We start from the raw sequence: 15,106 nt of genomic DNA, 5'->3' as shown, positions 1-15,106 counted from the left end.
TTCTCGTGTATTTTAGATATTATCAAAATTTAAGTCAATAAAATATACACATCTTTTATATCGTCTTGAGTATAACCTCGAGTAACTAAAAATTGCATTACTTTCTGTTTTTCCGAGATATTTTTAACATTAACTTGTTTAAATTTTTTTAATAATTGCTTATGGGCATTATACGACCAATTTATATCTAATATACGTAAAAGTTCATGGATTAAGTCAGTGGATAGACCGCGTTGTTTTAATTCCATGGCAATTTTATATCTTCCATAACCTTTATTAGCACGCATAACAATATATTTTTCAATATATTGTGTATCGTTCATCCAATTTTGATTTGTACAATATTGAATTACATCAGCGGTTTCTATTCTAAGTTGGTTTAATTGCTCATAGTATTCATCCTCTGAACATTTTATTTTCTTTGTAAAAAATTGGATAATTTTATTCGTTAGTTCGTAGGATGAATGATCGCGCTGTGCAAGTAATTGCACAGCTTTATTTAAGATTAATTTATTGAGTTTTTTGTCCATTATTCAAAGCTTTCATCTTCCGATGTAGTATCTACGTCATCCGCAGCAAAAACGGCAGGACTATTTAATAATAAATCACGTAGTTTTGTTTCAAGCTCTTTGGCTATTTCTGGATGTTCTTGTAAAAATTTGATTGAATTCGCTTTGCCTTGACCAACTTTTTCACCATTGTAGCTATACCAAGCACCTGCTTTATCAACTAATTTATGTTTAACACCTAGATCAATTAATTCACCTTCTTTAGAAATACCACAACCGTAAAGAATCTGGAATTCAGCTTGTCTAAATGGTGCAGCAACTTTATTTTTCACAACTTTTACACGTGTATCACTACCAATGACATCTTCACCTTCTTTTACTGCGCCAATGCGTCGAATATCTAAACGAACAGATGCATAGAATTTAAGTGCATTACCGCCAGTAGTTGTTTCTGGATTACCAAACATTACACCAATTTTCATACGAATTTGGTTAATAAATACCACTAAGCAGTTAGCATTTTTAATATTTGCAGTTAATTTACGTAAAGCTTGTGACATTAAGCGAGCTTGTAATCCCATATGAGAATCACCCATTTCGCCTTCAATTTCTGCTTTAGGTGTTAATGCCGCTACTGAGTCAACAATAATAACATCAACAGCACCAGAACGAACTAAGGCATCACAAATTTCAAGTGCCTGTTCACCAGTATCAGGCTGAGAAACTAATAGATCATCAACTTGCACACCTAGTTTAGCCGCATAAATTGGATCTAAAGCATGTTCAGCATCAATAAATGCACATGTTTTACCTTCTTTTTGCGCTTGGGCGATAACTGATAAAGTTAATGTTGTCTTACCTGATGATTCTGGTCCAAAAATTTCAACGATTCGACCCATTGGTAAGCCGCCAATACCTAATGCAATATCGAGTCCTAAAGATCCAGTAGAGACAGAATCAACATCTAACGTTTGGGTATCCCCTAAACGCATAATAGAACCTTTACCAAATTGTTTTTCTATTTGACTTAATGCAGCTGAAAGTGCTCGTTGTTTGTTTTCGTTCATATTATAAAATTCCAATGAGTTAGTATATTGATATACATTATACTGTATTGTTATACAGTATCAAGTTTTTTTTATATCCAATAATCATTTAGTTAATAATGGGAAATGCTTCACAATTTTTTTCAAAATATTACTGGTTATTGTTTGTTTGATTGTAACAAATGGTGACGAAACGATAATATTCAAGATTAAATTTAAACCGATAAATGGATTCAATAGTGATATAATTTTGTATAAGGTTATTATGAGATTTTATGCATTTTATCTTTGAGATGAGATTTTAAATTTAGCTTGTAGAAAATATTGCTCAACCAACTGAAATACTCAAAATCAAATAATCAAATTATGCTAATGAGGGTAGGTAATACTTTCATAAAAAAATGGCATTTGATATGATTAGTAAAGAAGAAGTTTTAGTCATTGTTGTATATTAAAAGTAGTTATCCCACTTGAAATTGAGTAAAAGTAATTTACCAATTATTTACTTAAAGGTTATGCTAATCTGAAACATCTTTACATTTAAAATAATTATCAAATTAAAGGGAAATAATGGCTGTTGATAAGCAACAATATGTTTTATGCTCACACTGCGATTTGATCATAGAATTATCCGATATAACAATAGGGCATAAAGCTATATGTCCTCGTTGTAATACCACATTAGCCAAAAAAAGCATTAATATGAAATTTCGAGCCGCAATGTATGCTTTTTGTTCACTCATTATGATTATTGTTGCTTGTGGTTTTATTTTTATTGATATTCGCCTAGTCGGTAATTTTAATGGTGTAAGTGTTTTAGATATACCCAAGACGCTCTTCTATGATAAATATAGTTATATTTCAGCGCTATTTATTTTATTTGTTTTAATTTTTCCCATAATAAATCTATTAATTATTAGTTTGCTTTGTTCCAAGTTTACAATGTCAAAATATCGCAAAAGAGATTTATTAATTATTTATGAAAAATTTAAACATTGGTGTATGCCTGAAATATTTATAACAGGCATTTTGGTTAGCTTTGTAAAATTAATGAGCTATGGCAGTATAGGTGTTACAAGTACCTTTTGGGCATTTTGTTTATTTGTATTTTTTTATATAAAAGCACAAGTAATTTTTTCACCTGAAACAATTTGGGAAGAGATTCATACCAATAATTTTGCTCAAGCACCATTAAAAGTTGGTAAGACGGCAATTAGTCAAAATTTGAAGCTGTGTGGTTGTTGTCATGCTATGATGCCAATCGCCTATGCTAAATGCCCAAGATGTAAACAAAAAAGTGCCGTAAGAAATCGTGACAAAATACAATGGACGATAGCATTATTGGTCACTTCACTAATTATTTATATTCCTGCAAATGTATTTGGGATCATGATAACAGTCGTTTTTGGTTCACCGTCAACGTCGACAATTATGGATGGTGTTATTTATATGTGGCAGGCGGGTGATGTACCTGTGGCATTAGTTATTTTTATTGCCAGCATAGTTATTCCAATTTTGAAAATAATTTCATTAAGTTGGCTTTGCTATTTTGCAATAGCTGTGAAAAAGAAAAATAAACATAATTGCTTAAAAATGAAAAAACTATATGGAGCGGTAGAATTTATTGGTAAATGGTCAATGATTGATATATTTGTTGTATCAGTTGTTTGTTCACTAGTTAGAAATCAACAAATGATGGGGGTTTATCCTGATATAGGTGTTACATTTTTCGCAACTGTTGTGATTATCACTATGATTGCATCGCAAAAATTTGATCCGCGTTTAATTTGGGATCATTCTCCAAATAAAAGTTATAATAAATAGGAACACTATGGCAACATCAAGTAAATTAGCGAAAATCATTAAAATTAGAGCCATTTCGGCGATATGGATTATTCCGATCGTTACTGCAATTGTTGGTCTTTGGATCATCTATTCTCATTTTGCTGATAGAGGGACTTCTTTTACCTTACTTGCCAAAGATGCAAGTGGTATTGTTGCAGGTAAAACCGTTATTAAAAACCGCAGTGTTGATATCGGTATTGTCGATGAAGTAACGTTATCAAAAGATTTTGAAAAAGTGGTCATTAAAGGTCGAATCTATAATGATATGGAACCACTTCTTAAAAATGACTCTATTTTTTGGGTTGTCAAACCAGAGATTGGTCGTGATGGTGTAACAGGTTTAGGTACTATTTTATCTGGTGTTTATATTGAGTTAGCATCCGGCAACGATACACATAGTTTCAAAAATAATCCATTTATACTATCAGATAACCCGCCATTATCAGACCCAAGTATTAAAGGCATTCGAGTTAATCTTGAAAGTGATCAAAACGGTGTGATTCCGCGTGGAGCATCTGTGATGTTTCATGGTTATCGTGTAGGTAATGTTGAAACTTCAGAATTTGATATTGATTCGCGTAAAATGAAATATCAAATTTTTATCACCAAACCTTATGATGCTTTAGTAACTCAAAATGTTCGTTTTTGGAAAGAAGGAGGCATTGATTTAGCATTTTCTTCATCGGGTGCCAGTCTTAACGTGCCTTCTTTAGATGTATTAATGTCCGGCGGCATAAGTTTTGATTTACCTGATGGTTCTAAATTAGGTGCACCAGCTGAGCAACATGCTGTATATAAATTATATGAGGATAAAAAATCAATTCAAGATTCACAATATACAGAATATAAAGAGTTTCTGATTATGCTTTCTGAATCCATATCTGGATTGGTTGAAGGTGCGCCTGTTGAGTATCATGGTATTCGACTAGGTACGGTATCTAAAGTACCATTTTATACAGCTGAAATGTTAAATAAAACATTTATTTTAAATCAAAAAGTACCCGTATTAATTAGGATCGAGCCCGATCGCTTATCTGAGTTGGTTGATGAAAAGATTGATATTGCTACCATAATTATGGATGAGCAAAAAAATGGCTTAAGAGCTTCTTTAAAAACTTCAAATATGTTTACAGGCGCGCTTTTTATTGATCTTGATTTTTATCCTGAATTAAAAAATAAATATAACGCCAAATCAAGCAGTCTTTATGGTTATGACACTATAGAAACAACATCAACAGGTATTGCACAGATTCAAGCCAAAGTGATGCAGTTATTAGACAATTTCAATAATTTACCACTGAATAATACCATGACGGAATTTAATAAATCGTTAGCTTCAACTCAGCGCTTAATGAATTCATTAAATCAAATTATGGCAAGTAATGAAATGCAAAATATGCCTGGCGATCTACAAGAAACGTTAAGAACGTTAAACGAAACCCTGAAAGGTATACAACCAGGTTCAGAACTTAATAAGCAAATGAATGAAAGTCTGCAAAAAGTTCAACAAATGATGGATGAATTAACACCATTACTTAATACACTTAATGATAAAAGTAATGCGTTGATTTTCTCTGCTCCAAATAAGAAAGACCAAGAACCGAAAGCGAAAGGTAAAAAGTAATGAATAAAATGATGCGAAATTTCCTTATAACATTTTGTGGAACTGCATTTATGTTACTCGTTGGCTGTTCAGCAAACACGCAAGACAAAAGTTATTTCCAATTAGCTAGTAATTTGCCTGTTCAAACACCAAAAACAATGAAATCAACTAATCGTTTTATAAAGATCGATTCCATTGATGTAGCCAGTTTCTTAAATAAATCTGGTATTGTTTTGCAAACAGAAGATATCAAGTATGTTACCGCTATAAATAATCTATGGGTTTCGACGCTTTCTCAACAGCTTGAAGAACGATTAGTACAAGATTTAAGTTTGTTACTGCCAGATTATTTGATTTCGAGTAAGTCGCTAGCAACTCCAACATTAACCGTTAAACTTTTTATTGATGGTTTTCATGGTGGTTACAATGGAGATGCGATTATAAAGGGGCGTTGGATTGTTACAAACAATAAAAACCATATCGAAACAAAACCATTTGAACGACATATTCCATTAGCCAAAAATGGTTATGATGCTTTAGTTAAAGCGTTGTCAAAAGGATGGCAAGAAGAAGAGCAAGATTTTGCTAATTCTATAAGATATTAAATTAATAAAACATTCCGCCACCATTCTGGCGGAATGTTTCAATAATAGTAGATCACAACATCTGCTTGAACCGATCAAATACCTTATCATCAATTTCAACCCATTTGCGAATACTATTAATAAAAGCAATTTTATCAGCCTTTAATAATTCATTGATTAAAATTGTTTTTTCAATTATTTGTTTTTGATCCAAATAAAATTGTCGCATAGTACCAGCCAATAATCCCGATTCAATTTTAGGTGTAACCCATTGATTATTAATTAACAGCACAAGATTACCGTTAACAAATTCAGTTATTTCATTGTTTTGATTAAAATTAATATATTCTTTACCTATCGTTAGTTGCGGAAAATGTTCACGGTTTGATGTTTTGTGATACAAATAGATATCTTTATTATTCACACATTGTGGTGCGAGTGTGATTTCATTGATTTCCATTGGTACGTTAATAATGTCTTTGCTAATATCACATCGACCATCTTGTTGTAGTAAAATTCTGACCTTATAAATACTTTCACATTCTGCACTGGCTAATTTAATCAATTGCAATTTGATGGAATCAATATCACATTTAAAATCAAAATAGCATGCAGAATTAGCAAGTCTAGTTAAATGTTCATCAAGCAATAAAAATTGCCCTTTTTCTAACAGTAATGATTCAATAAGATATTGGGGGATCCTTGCTGTGCGATTTAATATAGCGGTTTTTGCTAAGATTTCACTATATTCATCGTTTGATGTTGAATCCCAAGTTATCCCACCTCCAACACCATAATGCATCTGCTGATTGTGAATTGTTAATGTACGAATGGGTATATTAAATATTGCAGTTTTCATATAGGGGGTAATGTAACCTATGGTTCCACAATATACACCTCTAGGTGAATTTTCAGTGTCTGCAATGATTTGCATTGTGCTTGTTTTAGGAGCTCCAGTAATTGAACCACAAGGAAACAATGCTTGAAAAATTTGATATAAACTGACCTGTTCAGCCAATTCGGCTTGAATGGTTGAGGTCAACTGCCAAACGGTAGGGTATTTCTCGGCAGAAAATAGTTTTGGGACAACGACCGAGCCAGCTTTAGCAATTCGGCTTAAATCATTACGTAGTAAATCAACAATCATCATATTTTCAGCCTGATTTTTCTCAGAAAATAATGTCTCTAACTGTTGATTATCATGGTGAATATTTAAACCTCGAGCGGCAGTTCCTTTCATCGGTTTTGTTGTGATAGTTTGATTATCTAACTTAAAAAATAGTTCAGGAGAAATCGATAAAATCTGATAATTTTCAAATTCAAGATAAGCACAATAACTCGCTTGGTTATTTTCTTGTAAAAATTTGTAATAATCAAAGGCATTATCATTAAATGGTGCACTAAATTGGATCGTGTAGTTGGTTTGATAAGTATTTCCCGATTCAATCTGCCCACGAATATAGTCAATTTTTTGGTTATATTCTTCGATTGAAGTGTCACACTTTAAATCAAAATGACAAGGTTTGTAATCACTTTTTGTTAATGAATCAACTGTTGAATAATCTTGGTAAATACCAAATAGTAGTACAGGTAGCGCATTGTCTGATTTTTGAATATTCTTGGTTTTATTTGCTTGATTAAATCCCATTGCACTTTCATAAGCAAGATAACCAACCGCATAAAAACCTTGCTGTGTGAACTTTTCGATTGCATCTAATTGTTGTTTAACCGTGGTGTAATCGTTGGATCTCAAAATCGTAATAGGATCAGAAAAACATTTCTGTTGACCTTCAAAATCAATATAAACTTTCATATTAATATTACTCATAAATAAAATTATGAATCATTTGTAAACCTGATTCTGTTTTAATTGCTTCTGGATGAAATTGCACGGATTCAATGGGTAATGTTTTATGTCGTAATCCCATAATTAATCCTTGTTTGTTACGAGCGGTAACCATGAGAGGTGACTTTGTTTGAGATAAATTATCGTCAGCAATTAAAGAGTGATAGCGAACTACAGAAAGAGGGTTTTTAATGCCTCTAAATAATCCTTGACCATCATGTATAATTTCATCGATTTTACCGTGCATAGGCATAGGTGCTTTGCAAATGGAATAACCATAATACTGTGCAATTGTTTGATGACCCAAACAGATACCTAATATTGGACAACAATTGGCAAATTCGGCAATCACTGTTAGTGATATTCCAGCATTATCGGGCGTTCCCGGACCAGGTGAAATAATTATTTTAGAAAAAGTTAGCTCTTTTATTTGTTCAATGGTCATTTCATCATTTTTTATCACTTGGACTTTTGCACCTAATCGGCATAAATAATCGTAAATATTGAACGTAAAAGAATCATAGTTATCTATTAATAGTATCAAAATATCTTCCGTTAATTAAAAAAAGAATTTTTTGTCAACTTGGTGATTATGGAAATCATCATTATAAATGACAAGTCACCATTGCCGACATTATGATTAGAAATTTCATTTCATTGTTTTGATTAATCAAGCTAGATTTAGTTTAAATCCAGCCATTATTGACGCCATTATACAAGCAAGAAGTACTAATAAGAGATGATTACTAACTTAATATTACGTTATTCCTATTTTTTTACTTAAACGTACCCATAACCTGAAACTTTTTGACAAAAAAACCTTCTTTTTGTGATAACTCTCACAAAAGCCTATAGCTATTCTTGTATGGTAGTATATTTTATTATATTTTCCCTAAATTCAATCAACATATACTTTATTTAATAAAAATAACAAACAAATTAGACGTTTTTATGACTCCTTTTTTGATTGAATTATTAAACTCACCAAAACTAAACATTAATAAAAGTTTCGACAGGTCTGTTTATTTGAGGATAAAAATATGCAAAAAATAACATTTGAAGAAATGAAAGCGACTATAAAAAAAGCATTTCTTAACGCTGGATTATCTGAATCACAAGCAGAAATATGTGCACATATACATACCGAATCTACTTCTGACGGGGTTTATTCCCATGGGTTAAATCGTGTCGCTCGTTTTGTTGATTATGTAAATAAAGGTTGGGTAGATATTAACGCTAAACCTAGTTTAGTTAAATCACTGGGTGTGCTTGAAGTTTATGATGGAAATCAGGGGATCGGAATAACAAATGCACTATTTGCTTTAGATAAAGCAATTGAATTAGCTAAAAAAAATGCTGTTGGCATTATTGGATTACGTAATACAACGCATTGGATGCGAGGCGGAACTTACGGTTGGAAAGCTGTAGAAAAGGGATTTGCAGCAATATGTTGGACGAATACCGAATCGTGTATGCCTGCGTGGGGAGCAAAAAATACACGTTTAGGCAATAATCCATTCGTGATGGCTGTGCCTAGTTCAGATGGTTCAATTGTTGTTGATATGGCGATGTCACAATATGCATATGGTAAGCTTCAAGTCACTCGCTTAAAAGGTGAGAAACTTCCGTTTCCAGGTGGGTATGACAAAGATGGAAAATTAACTGATGATCCAGGATCAATAGAGGAATCAATGCGAATTCTACCAACTGGATATTGGAAAGGGTCAAGTATGGCTATCGTATTAGATGCAATGGCTGCACTTTTATCGATGGGCAATCCAACTAATGAAATTGATAAGATTCAAAAAGGAAGCTGTACCGGTGCTAGTCAGATTTTTATGGTATTTGACCCATCTCAATTAGGCGGAAAAGAATTTAACGAACAGATGGTTAATAGTATTACTCAATATGTTAATACATCAACACCAGCTGAAGGACAAAAAGCAGTTTTTTATCCAGGTGAATTATCAAAAAAAACACGTAAAGATCATCTAACCAATGGTATTCCTGTTGATACTGAAGTGTGGCGTGAAGTTGTTTCATTAGCAAATTAGCTGAAATCAAAATTAATAATTAAAAAATATATAGCAACTTATTAATTTTTACGCCAAACGAAGAATTGATTAAAAAGGAATAGGATATGAATAATGCGGTTAGTGACAAGAAAAAAGTGACGATTCCAATCGCTATCGGTTATGGTTTAACGGATATTATGGGTGGTGGTGCCTTTACCATCATTGGAGCATGGTTACTCTTTTTTTATACCACCTTTGTAGGATTAACACCTATTGAGGCAGCATCTATTGTGGCAATTGCACGAATTGTTGATGCAATCGTTAGTTTATTTATGGGTAGTTTTACCGATAATTTTTACAAATACAAATTAGGACAAAAATTTGGTAGAAGACGGTTTTTCTTACTAATTGGTTCTCCTCTTATGTTGATTTATGTTTTACTTTGGATAACAGGGATGAATTATTGGTTTTATTTAACCGTATATCTAGTATTTGAAATTGTTGCAGCTATTGTATTGATTCCTTGGGAGACATTACCCTCAGAAATGACTAAAGATTATAATGATCGAACTAAATTATCTACAGGTCGGATGTTTTTATCTGCAAGTGGAACTTTCTTAGCAACTTTAGTGCCGGGTATTTTAATTCATAATTTTGGTGAAAATAACGCTTACGCTTATTTTATTAATGGACTTTTCTTCGCGATTATTTTTGCTGTTTGTGTATTTATTTCATATAAAGTAACGTGGGAACGGGAACTGACTCCAGAGATGTTAAAGCATCAAGAACAAGGTGTGAACAAAAAGAGTTTTTCTGAAAAAATTAGTACTGTTAAACAACTAGTTAAGGATTATTTATCTACATTTCATATTAGAGCTTTTCGTCGCCATTTAGCTATCTATTTATTTTCATTTACAGCAAAAGATATTTTTAATACGGTTTTTGTCTTCTTTTGTGTCTATTGTTTATGTGTCTCTTCGTCATTTGCTGGTGGATTATTATCGTTAAGTATTATAGGGTTACCAATAACATTATTGGCTGGTGTTGCAATGGTAAAATACGGTCCAGGAAAGCTGTATGTTTTCTCTTATACAACTATGATCATCTGTATTCTTGGTTTTTATGCAGTATATATAGTCGATCCGTCATCCAAAATCTGGTGGTTGTATATTATAGCGATTTGTTATCAAGCTGGTCGTTGTATTTTAGAATTTACCCCATGGAATGTGTTCCCATTTATTCCTGATATTGACGAAATGCTCACCAGACAACGTCGAGAAGGTCTATTTGCGGCGGTAATGACATTTGGTCGCAAAACAACGGTTGCTATCGCAACGTTTATTGTGGGATTAATTCTACAAAAAGGTGGCTTTATACAAGGAAGTACTCAACAAAGTGCTGAAGCAATAAATACCATAAGTATTTTATTTGTTGGTGGTACCGTTGGTTTATTATTAATTGCGTTAATTTATGCTTTAACTTTTAAGTTAAATAAACAAACTCACACAATTTTGGTCGCAGAAATAGAACGTTTAAAAAATAATGGTTCAAAAAATGATGTTTCAGAACAGACACGTAAAGTTGTTGAAAATCTTACTGGTCATAAATATGAACATTTGTGGCGAGATAAATAATGCAATTATGAGGAGATACATCTTCGTTCATGATAAATATTGTTATCTATAAGATCCTCTATCAAATCTGATATTTATAAATATTTTTATAAAAAAATGTAATATTGATTCAATACTACATTTTTTTATCTATCCCAAATATATCAATAATTAATTTTGATAATCTTGTTTAAAATCAACTTAATAATCTAATGATAATTATCTAATTAACTATTTTTTCAGCATTCCAATCTATAGTTAAAACATTTGCTAAACCTCAATTTCTTTACGATCTCTCCTCCTTAGTGTGATCTTTCTCACAAAAACATTCTAATCTACTTGTATGGTAGTATTGGATCGATTAATTTGATGCTGCACTAATTATTAACGAGGTATTCAATGAAAATTGTAAAAGCAGAAGTTTTTGTATGCAGTCCGGGTCGAAACTTTGTCACATTAAAAATAACCACAGATGAAGGCGTTTATGGTGTTGGTGATGCAACACTTAATGGGCGAGAATTATCAGTAGCATCATATCTTAAAGATCATCTTTGCCCTCAACTTATTGGGCGTGATCCTCATCAAATTGAAGATATTTTTCAATATTTTTATAAAGGAGCTTATTGGCGTCGTGGTCCAGTGACAATGTCGGCTATATCGGCAATTGATATGGCGTTATGGGATATCAAAGGTAAAGTTGCCAATATGCCACTTTATCAATTATTGGGCGGTGCTTCACGTACAGGCGTAATGGTGTATTGCCATACCACTGGTAAAGATATCGAAGAAGCGTTAGATGATTATGCTAAACATAAAGAGATGGGGTTCAAAGCAATCCGAGTCCAATGCGGTATACCCGGAATGAAAACGACTTATGGTCAAAGTAAAGGGAAAAATCTTGCATACGAACCCGCTACGCGTGGCAATTATCCTGAAGAACAGTTTTGGGCAACGGATAAATATTTAGACTTTACGCCAAAATTATTTGAAGCAGTGCGAAACAAATTCGGTTTTAACGAGCATCTATTGCATGACATGCACCATCGCTTAACCCCAATTGAAGCTGCGCGTTTTGGTAAAAGTATTGAAGATTATCGTCTATTTTGGATGGAAGATCCTACACCGGCTGAAAATCAAGAATGCTTCCGTTTAATTCGTCAACACACTGTAACACCAATTGCTGTTGGTGAAGTATTTAACAGTATTTGGGACTGTAAACAACTGATTGAAGAACAACTCATCGATTACATTCGAACCACAATAACTCATGCTGGTGGTATTACTCATATGCGTCGAATAGCTGATTTTGCTGCGCTTTATCAAGTTAGAACTGGCTCTCATGGACCATCTGATTTATCACCAATCTGTCATGCCGCAGCACTACATTTTGATATGTGGGTGCCTAACTTTGGTGTTCAAGAATTTATGGGTTACTCAGAGCAGATGTTAGAAGTCTTTTCTCCAAATTGGACTTTCAATGATGGTTATATGCATCCAAGCGATAAACCAGGCTTAGGTATCGATTTTGATGAAAAACTAGCAGCTAAATATCCATACAATCCCGCTTATTTGCCAATTGCTCGTTTAGAAGATGGCACTTTATGGAATTGGTAAGTTAAAGGAGTTTATATGAAAAGTATTGTAATAAAACAACCTAATGAACTAGTAATCGAGGAACGTGAAGTTCCTCAACCTAAATTAGGTGAAGTTAGAGTAAAAGTAAAATTAGCCGGCATTTGTGGTTCAGATAGTCATATTTATCGCGGTCATAATCCTTTTGCTAAATATCCAAGAGTAATTGGGCATGAATTTTTTGGGGTGATTGATGCTGTTGGAGAGGGTGTTGATCAATCTAGAATCGGTGAGCGTGTTTCTGTTGATCCTGTAATTAGCTGTGGATGTTGTTACCCTTGTTCTGTTGGTCGTCCTAATGTTTGTTCCTCTTTAACTGTTTTGGGTGTTCATCGTGATGGTGGATTCAGTCAATATGCTGTTGTACCAAGTAAAAATGCTTACGTGATACCAGATGAAATCAATGATGAATTTGCCGTAATGATAGAGCCTTTCACAATAGCTGCTAATGCAACTGCACAACTAAAACCGACCCAAAATGATGTTGCATTAATTTATGGCGCAGGTCCAATGGGATTAACTTCAGTGCAAGCCTTGAAAGGTGTGTATAACGTTAAAGAAGTTATTGTTGTCGATCGTATTGATGAACGTTTAGCTATGGCAAAAAGTAGTGGTGCTGATCGGACTATTAATAACACATCATTATCATTAAAAGATGAATTAGATAAATTGAATATCAAACCAACGGTAATCATTGATGCCGCTTGTCATCCTTCAATTTTACAAGAAGCAATTACAATTGCATCCCCAGCAGCAAGAATTCTCATTATGGGTTTTTCAAGCGATCCATGTCAAATAACACAACAAGGTATTACCAGTAAAGAGCTTTCTATTTTCTCTTCACGACTTAATGCAAACAAATTCTCAATCGTCATTGATTGGTTAAACAAAAAATTAATTGATCCTAAAAAACTGATTACTCATCGATTTGATTATACGGATGTGGTTCAGGCTATTCAAACTTTCGAAAAAGATCAGAAACAGTGTTGTAAGGTTTTATTGACTTTTAGTTAGGTCAATTTTTATATACTAAATGATAAGTGAGAGCGAGTAAGATATGAATAAGATAGGAAATAATAAAAGTGAAAGAAATACTTCAGATTTAGTTAAAGCTGCTGTTTCTGGTTGGCTTGGAACCGCATTAGAGTTTATGGATTTCCAATTATATTCTTTAGGTGCTGCACTTGTATTTCATGAAATATTTTTCCCGGAACAATCAGCGATTATGGCATTGATATTAGCGATGGGAACTTACGGCGCTGGATACGTTGCACGTATTGTTGGCGCTTTTGTTTTTGGCCGCATGGGTGATGCAATTGGTAGAAAGAAAGTATTATTTATCACTATCACTATGATGGGTATTTGTACCACATTGATAGGGTTTTTACCCACCTATGCTCAAGTCGGTATTTTAGCGCCATTAATGTTAGTTGTTTTGCGTATTATTCAAGGATTAGGTGCTGGTGCAGAAATTTCTGGTGCTGGCACTATGCTCGCAGAGTATGCGCCAAAAGGTAAACGAGGAATTGTTTCTTCACTTGTCGCAATGGGTACTAACTGTGGTACTTTAAGTGCGACAGCAATTTGGGCAATTATGTTTTTTATACTAGATAAAGATCAACTCATATCTTGGGGTTGGCGAGTACCATTTATTGCTAGTGTCATTGTTATGATCTTTGCCATTTGGCTCAGAATGAATTTAAAAGAGAGTCCTGTTTTTGATGATGTAAATGATGCAACAGCAAAAACAATTAATAAAGAACCATCAATTAAACATATTTCATTATTAGAGATGTGTAAAAGTAAATCCTTTTGGTTAGCAACGGGGTTACGCTTTGGTCAAGCTGGAAATTCTGGTTTAATCCAAACTTTTTTAGCTGGTTACTTAGTACAAGCATTGTTATTTGAAAAAAGCGTACCAACTGATGCTTTAATGATCAGTTCAATTATTGGTTTTTTCACAATTCCTTTCTTAGGTTGGTTATCCGATAAGATTGGGCGTCGTGTACCTTATATAATTATGACTTTATCAGCAATTATTCTTGCTTATCCAATGTTATCTTTTATTGTTGATAAAAATCATTCAGTGAGTACCATTATGTTATGTTTGATTGTTATTCATAACGTTGCGGTATTGGGACTGTTTGCTTTAGAAAACATCACAATGGCAGAAATGTTTGGCGCGCGTAATCGATTTACTCAAATGGCGATATCTAAAGAAGCGGGTGGACTTATTGCGGTAGGATTTGGTCCAATATTAGCGGGAATTTTCTGTAATATGGTTAACGATTGGTGGCCAATTGTTGTTATGATTATTATCTATTCTTGTATTGGTTTAGTTTCTGCGATTTTAATGCCTGAGGTAAAAGATCGTAATTTAGCTGATTTAAAAGATGCAGCTGAATAAATAAAA

Annotated in this window: 12 protein-coding genes; 8 read left to right on the top strand and 4 right to left on the bottom strand. The window is 33.2% G+C overall.

What is annotated here, in order from left to right; all coding sequences use genetic code 11:
- Window positions 1–29: 29 nt before the first annotated feature.
- Both A9G17_RS04345 and recA read right to left on the bottom strand, forming a co-directional pair.
- On the bottom strand, window positions 30–530 hold the full coding sequence (locus A9G17_RS04345) for a regulatory protein RecX (RefSeq protein ID WP_065737666.1): 501 nt from the start codon (window positions 528–530) through the stop codon (window positions 30–32).
- A complete protein-coding gene (recA, locus tag A9G17_RS04340; protein ID WP_025314760.1) occupies window positions 530–1,576 on the bottom strand; it encodes a recombinase RecA in 1,047 nt (348 codons plus the stop codon). Before recA ends, A9G17_RS04345 begins: the two co-directional genes overlap by 1 nt.
- 549 nt (window positions 1,577–2,125) lie before the next feature.
- On the opposite strand from recA, the gene A9G17_RS04335 reads away from it, so the two are divergent.
- The 3 genes from A9G17_RS04335 to A9G17_RS04325 are packed head-to-tail and all read left to right on the top strand — an operon-like array spanning window position 2,126 to window position 5,608.
- Window positions 2,126–3,379, top strand: coding sequence for a PqiA/YebS family transporter subunit (locus tag A9G17_RS04335; RefSeq protein ID WP_065737665.1), 1,254 nt, complete (start codon window positions 2,126–2,128; stop codon window positions 3,377–3,379).
- 7 nt (window positions 3,380–3,386) lie between these two features.
- The gene (gene pqiB / locus A9G17_RS04330; protein WP_065737664.1) at window positions 3,387–5,024 is read left to right on the top strand and encodes an intermembrane transport protein PqiB; all 1,638 of its coding nucleotides are present in this window, start codon (window positions 3,387–3,389) and stop codon (window positions 5,022–5,024) included.
- Entirely contained in the window at window positions 5,024–5,608 is a 585-nt protein-coding gene (locus A9G17_RS04325; protein WP_065737663.1) for an ABC-type transport auxiliary lipoprotein family protein, read from the top strand. Before pqiB ends, A9G17_RS04325 begins: the two co-directional genes overlap by 1 nt.
- Before the next feature lie 52 nt (window positions 5,609–5,660).
- Here A9G17_RS04325 and pabB read toward each other — a convergent pair whose 3' ends face one another.
- Both pabB and A9G17_RS04315 read right to left on the bottom strand, forming a co-directional pair.
- Window positions 5,661–7,400, bottom strand: a complete 1,740-nt coding sequence (gene pabB / locus A9G17_RS04320) for an aminodeoxychorismate synthase component I (protein WP_176714254.1) — start codon at window positions 7,398–7,400, stop codon at window positions 5,661–5,663.
- 7 nt (window positions 7,401–7,407) lie between these two features.
- Window positions 7,408–7,977 (bottom strand): anthranilate synthase component II, encoded by a 570-nt coding sequence (locus A9G17_RS04315; protein ID WP_065737661.1) that lies wholly within the window; start codon window positions 7,975–7,977, stop codon window positions 7,408–7,410.
- Between the two features lie 496 nt (window positions 7,978–8,473).
- Here A9G17_RS04315 and yiaK point away from each other — a divergent pair, with 496 nt between their 5' ends.
- The 5 genes from yiaK (at window position 8,474) to A9G17_RS04290 (ending at window position 15,100) form a co-directional block, all read left to right on the top strand.
- On the top strand, window positions 8,474–9,487 hold the full coding sequence (gene yiaK / locus A9G17_RS04310; RefSeq protein ID WP_065737660.1) for a 3-dehydro-L-gulonate 2-dehydrogenase: 1,014 nt from the start codon (window positions 8,474–8,476) through the stop codon (window positions 9,485–9,487).
- 86 nt (window positions 9,488–9,573) lie between these two features.
- Complete coding sequence (locus A9G17_RS04305; RefSeq protein ID WP_065737659.1) at window positions 9,574–11,082, top strand: MFS transporter; 1,509 nt, start codon at window positions 9,574–9,576, stop codon at window positions 11,080–11,082.
- A gap of 378 nt (window positions 11,083–11,460) precedes the next feature.
- On the top strand, window positions 11,461–12,675 hold the full coding sequence (gene manD, locus A9G17_RS04300) for a D-mannonate dehydratase ManD (RefSeq protein ID WP_065737658.1): 1,215 nt from the start codon (window positions 11,461–11,463) through the stop codon (window positions 12,673–12,675).
- Window positions 12,676–12,690: 15 nt separating this feature from the next.
- Window positions 12,691–13,707: a Zn-dependent oxidoreductase gene (locus A9G17_RS04295; RefSeq protein ID WP_065737657.1), complete on the top strand. Its 1,017-nt coding sequence runs from the start codon at window positions 12,691–12,693 to the stop codon at window positions 13,705–13,707.
- Between the two features lie 52 nt (window positions 13,708–13,759).
- Entirely contained in the window at window positions 13,760–15,100 is a 1,341-nt protein-coding gene (locus A9G17_RS04290) for an MFS transporter (RefSeq protein ID WP_442903429.1), read from the top strand.
- The last annotated feature ends 6 nt before the right edge of the window (window positions 15,101–15,106 follow it).

The sequence above is a fragment of the Gilliamella sp. wkB7 genome (assembly GCF_001693435.1).
In the GTDB taxonomy this organism is placed as follows: Bacteria; Pseudomonadota; Gammaproteobacteria; order Enterobacterales; family Orbaceae; genus Gilliamella; species Gilliamella apicola_N.
Note: the sequence above shows the minus strand (reverse complement) of the source record. Positions and strands in the feature narration are given on the sequence as shown.

Bases quoted from the DNA above. Each gene is read 5' to 3' on its own strand.
- A9G17_RS04345 (WP_065737666.1), bottom strand. From the start codon at position 530: ATGGACAAAAAACTCAATAAATTAATCTTAAATAAAGCTGTGCAATTA.
- recA (WP_025314760.1), bottom strand. From the start codon at position 1,576: ATGAACGAAAACAAACAACGAGCACTTTCAGCTGCATTAAGTCAAATA.
- A9G17_RS04335 (WP_065737665.1), top strand. From the start codon at position 2,126: ATGGCTGTTGATAAGCAACAATATGTTTTATGCTCACACTGCGATTTG.
- pqiB (WP_065737664.1), top strand. From the start codon at position 3,387: ATGGCAACATCAAGTAAATTAGCGAAAATCATTAAAATTAGAGCCATT.
- A9G17_RS04325 (WP_065737663.1), top strand. From the start codon at position 5,024: ATGAATAAAATGATGCGAAATTTCCTTATAACATTTTGTGGAACTGCA.
- pabB (WP_176714254.1), bottom strand. From the start codon at position 7,400: ATGAAAGTTTATATTGATTTTGAAGGTCAACAGAAATGTTTTTCTGAT.
- yiaK (WP_065737660.1), top strand. From the start codon at position 8,474: ATGCAAAAAATAACATTTGAAGAAATGAAAGCGACTATAAAAAAAGCA.
- A9G17_RS04305 (WP_065737659.1), top strand. From the start codon at position 9,574: ATGAATAATGCGGTTAGTGACAAGAAAAAAGTGACGATTCCAATCGCT.
- manD (WP_065737658.1), top strand. From the start codon at position 11,461: ATGAAAATTGTAAAAGCAGAAGTTTTTGTATGCAGTCCGGGTCGAAAC.
- A9G17_RS04295 (WP_065737657.1), top strand. From the start codon at position 12,691: ATGAAAAGTATTGTAATAAAACAACCTAATGAACTAGTAATCGAGGAA.